General features: G+C 72.2%; 6 protein-coding genes and 1 pseudogene. 2 read left to right on the top strand and 5 right to left on the bottom strand.

Going from position 1 to position 6659, the window contains the following annotated elements; genetic code table 11:
• Positions 1 to 361: pseudogene (locus TR46_RS44370) on the top strand (hypothetical protein); the annotation flags it as partial.
• Positions 362 to 1789: 1428 nt separating this feature from the next.
• Complete coding sequence (locus TR46_RS20540; protein WP_152626591.1) at positions 1790 to 2431, top strand: hypothetical protein; 642 nt, start codon at positions 1790 to 1792, stop codon at positions 2429 to 2431.
• 208 nt (positions 2432 to 2639) lie between these two features.
• Here the strand turns inward: TR46_RS20540 and TR46_RS43180 are convergent, their stop codons facing one another.
• The 5 genes from TR46_RS43180 to TR46_RS42455 all read right to left on the bottom strand — a co-directional run.
• A complete protein-coding gene (locus tag TR46_RS43180) occupies positions 2640 to 2798 on the bottom strand; it encodes a DUF6760 family protein (RefSeq protein ID WP_169790660.1) in 159 nt (52 codons plus the stop codon).
• Complete coding sequence (locus TR46_RS20535) at positions 2795 to 3283, bottom strand: hypothetical protein (RefSeq protein ID WP_042403363.1); 489 nt, start codon at positions 3281 to 3283, stop codon at positions 2795 to 2797. Before TR46_RS20535 ends, TR46_RS43180 begins: the two co-directional genes overlap by 4 nt.
• On the bottom strand, positions 3283 to 3726 hold the full coding sequence (locus tag TR46_RS20530) for a phage tail protein (RefSeq protein WP_042403361.1): 444 nt from the start codon (positions 3724 to 3726) through the stop codon (positions 3283 to 3285). Before TR46_RS20530 ends, TR46_RS20535 begins: the two co-directional genes overlap by 1 nt.
• A 104-nt stretch (positions 3727 to 3830) precedes the next feature.
• Positions 3831 to 5426: a phage tail sheath family protein gene (locus TR46_RS20525; RefSeq protein ID WP_042403359.1), complete on the bottom strand. Its 1596-nt coding sequence runs from the start codon at positions 5424 to 5426 to the stop codon at positions 3831 to 3833.
• Positions 5427 to 6453: 1027 nt separating this feature from the next.
• Positions 6454 to 6659: hypothetical protein (locus TR46_RS42455; RefSeq protein WP_236655408.1), on the bottom strand; the 206-nt coding region annotated here is incomplete at its 5' end.

Here is a 6659-nt window from a genome sequence, read left to right as displayed (position 1 = left end):
GGTAGCAGCCGCGGCCGATGGTCCCGGGAACGTGCTCACCGCGCCGCGTCGCGCCTCCGAGCCGGTTCCCGATCCGCGCGCGGCCGAGGAGCCGCCCGCCGCCCAGGAGCCGGAAGCGGCCGCCAGGCGCTGTACGGCGAGGCCGGTCGGCGACGCCAAGCGGGCAGTACCGGCCGGAGCGGCACGACCGGCGAGTCGTTGCACCGGCGCGGACACGGATCCCGAAGTGGTGTCCCGCAGCGGCACCGTCTCCGGCACGCTCGACCTGCTCGGCGGCTGCGGGGCCGCAGCCTCCAGGAACGGCAGGCGCGGCGCTATCGATCGGGCCGGGGCCAACGGGCGTACGGGGTCGGGTAGGTGACGGGGGGCGGGAGGCTCCGCACGCTTCGGCCGGGGCTCGGGTCCGGCCGCGCCAGTAACCGCCGCTCCCGGGAGTCCGGCCGGCCCCACGGCCCCACCCCCGGTCGTCCGGGACGGACCCGAATCCGAGTCGCCGACGACCACGGCCGAGCGCTGCACCGACACCGCGCCCGCCACCGAGCGCGCCGACCGCCCTTCGGTCCTACCCGCGCCCGGATCGGCAGCCGTCACCGGCCGCGAGAGACCCACCAACGGAGCATCCGGCGCACCGGCTGCCGGGCCTGCCTCATTGCTGCCGACCGCCACCTGCCGCGCTTGACCCACCAGGTCTCCCGAAGCCCCGCGCACTCGCGCGTCACCGGCCGGGACGGACCGACGTACAGGCACCGCGCCCGACTCTCCCGCGGCCACCGCCGGACCGGCCGCGCCCTTCGCCGAAGGAGCCCTGTTCGCAGGGGATTCGACAGTCGACGAGGATCCCGGCGCCAACGGCATGACGGCCGACGTCCGCTCCCCCGCCCCACCCGGGCTCGCAGGCGCGGACGTGCCGGAAGTCAGCCGCTGCACGGGAAGGCTGTCCGACGAACCGCCCGCCCCGGTACCGCCCGTCGACAGCGGTCCGGACGGGGTGACGGGCGAGGTTGGCACCATCGGCGCCGGGGCACCGGCTGTTCCGTCGGATCGAGTGCTGCCAAGCGAAGTTGACGGTACGTCGGCCTCTGGTGAGCGGGCCGAACCCGGGCGCCCCGAAGTCTGGGCACCCGTCGGCCCTTGCGCAGCGGCCCGCTGCACCGTCACTGCCGGCCCCGCCGCCGCCCCGCCGGTGAGCGGGGTCGAGCCTGCGGGCGGAGCGCTCAGCGGAGCGCCGAGCAGCGGACGGCGTCGCGGTGTCGAGGCGCCTGACGGAGCACTGCCGAGGCGGGTGCCCACGGGAGGCGGCAACGGAACCGTAGGCGAGTCGGAGGAAGACCCTGCGCCGGAAGCCCGGTCGGACTGGGAGCCGAGCCCGGGTCCGGGTCCGGGGGAGCTCCCGCTCGCTTCGCCGCCTCCGCTCGGCGCGCCCAGCCGCGCCGTTCGGCGCTGCACGGGCACCGCTCCTCCGGGGGCGGGGGCAGCGGGGAGGGCGGAAGAGGTGGGCTCCCCGAGTCCGCGCGGTACCAGCGGTACTGAGGGAGTCGGGCCGGGGGCGACCGTTCCCCCGTGCGCGTCCGTGCGGAGCGGCGCCACCGGGGACGGCACCGAGCCTCGCGCACCGACGGGCGGAGGCGTCGGCGTTTGAGTCGGCAGTATCCGAGGCGTCGGCGTCCGAGGCGTCCGAGGCGTCGGAGGCGTGGCGACCCTGGGCTGCGGGCTCGGGTCTGCTGCCGGCCGGCGGTCCTGAGTCGGCCGGCGGTCCGCTGCCGGCTGGGCGTCCGGAGTCGGCGCGGGCGTGGACCGAGGTGCTCCGGGCACGATCGTCGAGGCCAGTGACGGCGTATCGCCGACGAGTGCGGCGGTGGTCGTGCGCACCGGCGCCGTCTCCCGGTCGGGGGACCGGGCCGCCCGCGCGCCCGGGCGGGACGCCGGAATCGCAGCCGGTAGCACCCGCCGCTGGACCGCGGCCGGGGCGGCCGCGCTGGTCAGCGGGGCGGGCCGAGCGCGCCGGGGCCGTACCGGCGCGACCTGCGGGCCGAGTGTGCGGGCAGCCGACACGGTGCGCTGGACCGCAACGTCGGTCGAGCCGGCCGCGGCGTCTGCCCGGTGGACCGCGTCATCGGCCGCCTCGGGCGCCTCCACCGCGACCGGAAGGGACAGCGCGGGCTCGCCTAGCTCTCCGAACGACCCCGCGGCGCCGGCGGTGGGCACCAGCACGCCCTTGATCAGGCCGGTAGGAGCGCCGTCGAGGACGGCGTGCGACAACGCCCTGGTGAAGGAGGGGTTCTGCCAGGTCGTCAGCGACTGCGCGAAGTCGGCGGACGCGACGGTGTGCCGGGCCGGTTGTGCCATCGCCCGCTGGATCGGCGGCAGCGCGAACCAGCCCTGCCGCTCGCTGGGAGCAGCGGGCACCCCGGAGGCGGCGGCTTCCCCGTGAGCAGCTCCGGATGCGGCCGGGGCCGGAGTTCCTCTCGTGGCGGCACCCGGCGTACCCGTCACACCCGGGTCCAATGAGTGGGGTCCGTCCACTTTACGCCCGCCACCAGCGGGTTTCGTGGGGGTACGGGGGGTCGCCCCCCGGGAAATTGGAGCACCCGTGCGTCCCCGCAGTCGGTCGAAGATCCCCATGGGCTACGCCTGCCCCCTCATCGCTCGGCCGTGGCGCGGGTCACCAGCGCGGCGATCTGCTCGGCGTACCGGCGGCGGTCGTGGTGTTCGAGGTCCAGGATGTCCTCGAGGCTCCAGTGGAAGTGGTAGGCGATGTACGCGATCTCCTCATGGATGCGGTCGGTCGCGTACGTCACGATTCCCCCAGGCGGCTCCCGCCGAGCTCGACCTCGAACGGTTGCTCGCAGTGCGGGCAGGTGACCCCGGCCCGGGTGTTGCCCTCGGCGTTGATCTGGCGGTAGAAGTCCTGCAGGAAGGCGAGGTCGGAGGCGAACATCTTCTCCACCACGCCGTCGTGCACATGATCCACCGTTCCCAGTTGGGTGATCACCAGGCCGAGCAGTACCACCGACAGATACGCCGGGTTGTCCCGCACCCGCCGGTCCTGCAGCGGGATCAACTCGTCCCTGGCGGTCGCCAGGCGCATGATCCCGTTGCGGTGCACAGTGCCGGAGGCGTCCACGTACCCGCGCGGCAGCTCGAAGGCGAACTCGGTGCGCAACTGCTGCCGTACGGGCGCCGGTTCGGCCGCCGGGACCGCCGCTGCCGTCGTCTCCGCCGGTTCGGCCAGGACCTCCGCCTCCGCGGGGGCGGAGGTCCTGGCGGACGATCCCCGACGCATTACTCGGGTACCAGGTCTTCGTAGACGATGGTCGCGGTCTCGGTGAGCGCGTTCGGTTCGCCCGCCGTCACGTCGCCCGGTACGACATTGCTGCACCAGGCGTTCGTCAGGTGGTACCGCTTCACCGGGTTCATCTGGGTGTCGTAGAAGATGATGGTGGCGTTCTTGCGGGCCGCGCCCATGTTGCCGTTCTGGGAGAGCTTGTGCCAGTCGTTGAAGGCGGTGCTGTGGGTCACGCCGTACACGACGGTGACCTCCCCGGCCTGCCGTCCGCCGGGCATCTTCTTGATGATCGGCTGACCGTTCGCCGAGTTCTGCTTCAACTCGATGACGTCCTGGGTCGACTTGTAGCCGCTGATCGACTGGAGGTACTCCAGGCCGACGCCGTCGATCTGGATACCGAAGTTGTGTGTGGTGAGCGATTCACCGGGCTGAAGACTCATGCGTCCTGTCTCTCTCTGCTCGCGCTGTTCAAGTCGTACTGTTCAGGCCGGCGACTGATCGCACGGGACCCATGGGCCGACCGGCCCCATCCTCCGGCTGTCGACTACTCGTCCAACTCGCCTCCGCCGCTGGAGAACTGGGCGAGTCGGAAGACCACGAACTCGGCCGGCTTGACCGGGGAGACACCGATTTCGCAGATCACCCGACCGAGGTCCACCGACTCCGGCGGGTTGGTCTCGGCGTCGCACTTCACGTAGTAGGCGTCGTCCGCAGTGGCGCCGAACAGGGCGCCACTGCGCCACTCGGTCACCAGGAACGCGGAGATGTTCCGCCTGATCCGGGCCCACAGCGCCTGATCGTTGGGTTCGAAGACCACCCACTGGGTGCCGGTCAGGATGGACTCTTCGAGGTAGTTGAAGTACCGCCGGACGTTGAGGTAGCGCCAGGCCGGGTCGGAGGAGAGGGTGCGGGCACCCCATATCCGGATGCCCCGGCCCGGGAAGGCCCGGATGCAGTTGATGCCCAGCGGGTTGAGCAGGTCGTGCTCACCCCGGGTTATCTGCATCTCCAGGTCCACCGCGCCGCGGACGACCTCGTTGGCCGGGGCCTTGTGCACGCCGCGCTCGAAGTCGTTGCGGGCCCAGACTCCGGCCATGTGACCGCTCGGCGGCACCATCCGGGTCTGGCCGCTGTTGGGGTCGAAGACCTTGATCCAGGGGTAGTACAGCGCCGCGTACTTGGAGTCGTAACCGGCGGTCTCCTGGCGCCAGACCATGATCTGGCGGGCGTTGAGGCCCGGCGGGGGGTCGATGACGGCGAGCCGGTCGCCCATCAGCTCGCAGTGCGCGATCAGGGCGAGCTGTACGGCCTTCACGGCCTCCAGGTCGATGGCACCGCGCTGGTAGGCGGCCATCAGGTCCGGCACGGCGACCATCGAGACCTCGTCGACGGCTTCCAGGCCGCCGAAGCCGGTACGGTCCGCCGAGTCGCCCACGTACTCGCGGATGCCGACCTCGTCGGTGCTCTCGTCCGCTGGAACCGGCAACGAGGCGACCGGCGCGGCGAGCGCGACCGTCTGGTTCTCCGGCCGGGCGAGCTGCGCGGCCGGGGCGGCCTCCGCGACGGTGATCAGCTTGGAACGTTCCTTGACCTGCGTGACGACGTAGGTCCGGTGGCCCTTCTTGGCGGTCACGTCGAAGGTCTCGGCCACCTTCTCGCCGTCCTTGACGACCAGTCGGAACCGGTCGGCCGGTCCCTCGCCCTCGGCGTCCGCGACCTCGACGCTGATCCCGCTGCCCCCGCCGGGCGCGACGGCCGACACCTTGAACGTGCCGAGCTGCTTCGCCTCACCGGCGGGCAGCGCGGCCGCCCCGGCGTTGCGGCTGGACGTCAGGGCGGCCGGGTCCTGGGCGCCGGCACCCGTCACCCCGCCCGTCACGCCGCCGACGCGGACCACGAACGCGGAGGATCCGCCGTTGTTGAAGAAGCCGTAGACCGAGTGCGCCAGGAAGTACCCGTCGGTGAAGTCACCGAAGGACGCGACGTACTGCGACCAGTTGGTCACCAGCGTCGGCTCGTTGAGCGGTCCGGCCGGGGCGAGGCCGACGAAGGCGGCCACCGAGGTGCCCACTCCCTCGATCGGACGCGCACCGCTGGCCACCTCCTCGACATATACACCTGGTGACAGGTACGACGGCATACTCAGCGCTCCTCGGGGTACGAGACAGGACTGATACAACATTTCCGGACCTCCCCCCGTACCGAAACGTCCCCCGGTGCCTGATCGGGGGCAGTGCCGCTGCCCGTCCCCGTGCCCCAAAGGGCAGCCCGCCGCGCCATGGCCGCCCGTGCCCCTAGGACTGCCCTCGCGGTCCTTGCCCGGTTTCCGTTCGCGCAGTACTCCTGGGAGTCCAGTCCACGGACAGACCGGTCATGCACGCCCAGGAACAGCCGAAAGATCCCGGTAGCTCCGAGCGTCCCCGACGTCCCGTCACCGTGGTGGCCGAAGTGTCATCCGCCACGGGCCCGGCGCCCGGCGCGGGCATGGCCGCCGGCGGGATCCTCTCCCTGCAGCGCAGCGCGGGCAACTCGGCGGTGGCCCCGGATGGTGGAGTGGACGCGGCATCAGCACGGCGCGGGCTACAGGCATGCGGCGGCAGAGCCGACCGGTGCACCCGTGATCCAGCGCGCGGCCTGGACGTTCAACAGCAGCACCAGGACCCACGACGCCATGGAGCAGCAGGCCCCGGCCCTGTGGCAGGACAGTGAGGACCCCAGTCGGACCACCACCGCGGCGCAGCCGGGACTGGGCCCCACCCACCGGAGCACGGCGACCAGTACGACGACGCGAGCCGGCGGCTGTTCACCAGTGGAAACGCCGTCATCTCCAAGCGCGGAAGGAGTACGAGACACACGAGACCCGGTTCCGGCACGCCCTGGTCGAGGCCGAGCGGCGGCTCGCCACGGCCCTCGACCTTCTGCAAATCACCGGCAACCAGCCGAGCGGCCGGACGCTCCACGCACTCAAGCTCAGCTTCCCCGGGTTCCAGACGGCATCGCCCAGTTCCTGCCGCGGATCACCGCGGTGATCCGGCGGGTCCAGGCCCAAGCCGAACTGGCAGAAGAAGGTAAGCGATGGGAAAGCGCGCCCTGATGAACGCCGACTCCTGCGCACAGTTCGTGCTGACCGCCAGCGGCGAACCACTGCCACGGCCCGGCCCGAGCGGTCAGTAGTCGGAGTCCGAGTCGTCGAAGACGGTGCGGCGGTTGCGGGGACGACGGTAGGACTGGCTGCTGGGCTGACTGGCTGAGTACTCCTCAGTATCCGGTCCCGCGTAGTTGGCGTAGGGACCGCGGCTCCGGGCCCGGTTCAGGCTCGCGCGGGCCACGGCGGGCCCCCGAACGACCTGGCCCCGACTGCGGCTCCGGCTCC

This window comes from Streptacidiphilus carbonis (assembly GCF_000787775.1).
Lineage (GTDB): Bacteria > Actinomycetota > Actinomycetes > Streptomycetales > Streptomycetaceae > Streptacidiphilus > Streptacidiphilus carbonis.
This window is presented reverse-complemented; position numbering and strand designations above follow the sequence as displayed.

What these genes read in the sequence shown, in the direction of transcription:
- TR46_RS20535 (WP_042403363.1), bottom strand. Translation starts at nt 3,283, where the DNA reads ATGCGTCGGGGATCGTCCGCCAGGACCTCCGCCCCCGCGGAGGCGGAG.
- TR46_RS20530 (WP_042403361.1), bottom strand. Translation starts at nt 3,726, where the DNA reads ATGAGTCTTCAGCCCGGTGAATCGCTCACCACACACAACTTCGGTATC.
- TR46_RS20525 (WP_042403359.1), bottom strand. Translation starts at nt 5,426, where the DNA reads ATGCCGTCGTACCTGTCACCAGGTGTATATGTCGAGGAGGTGGCCAGC.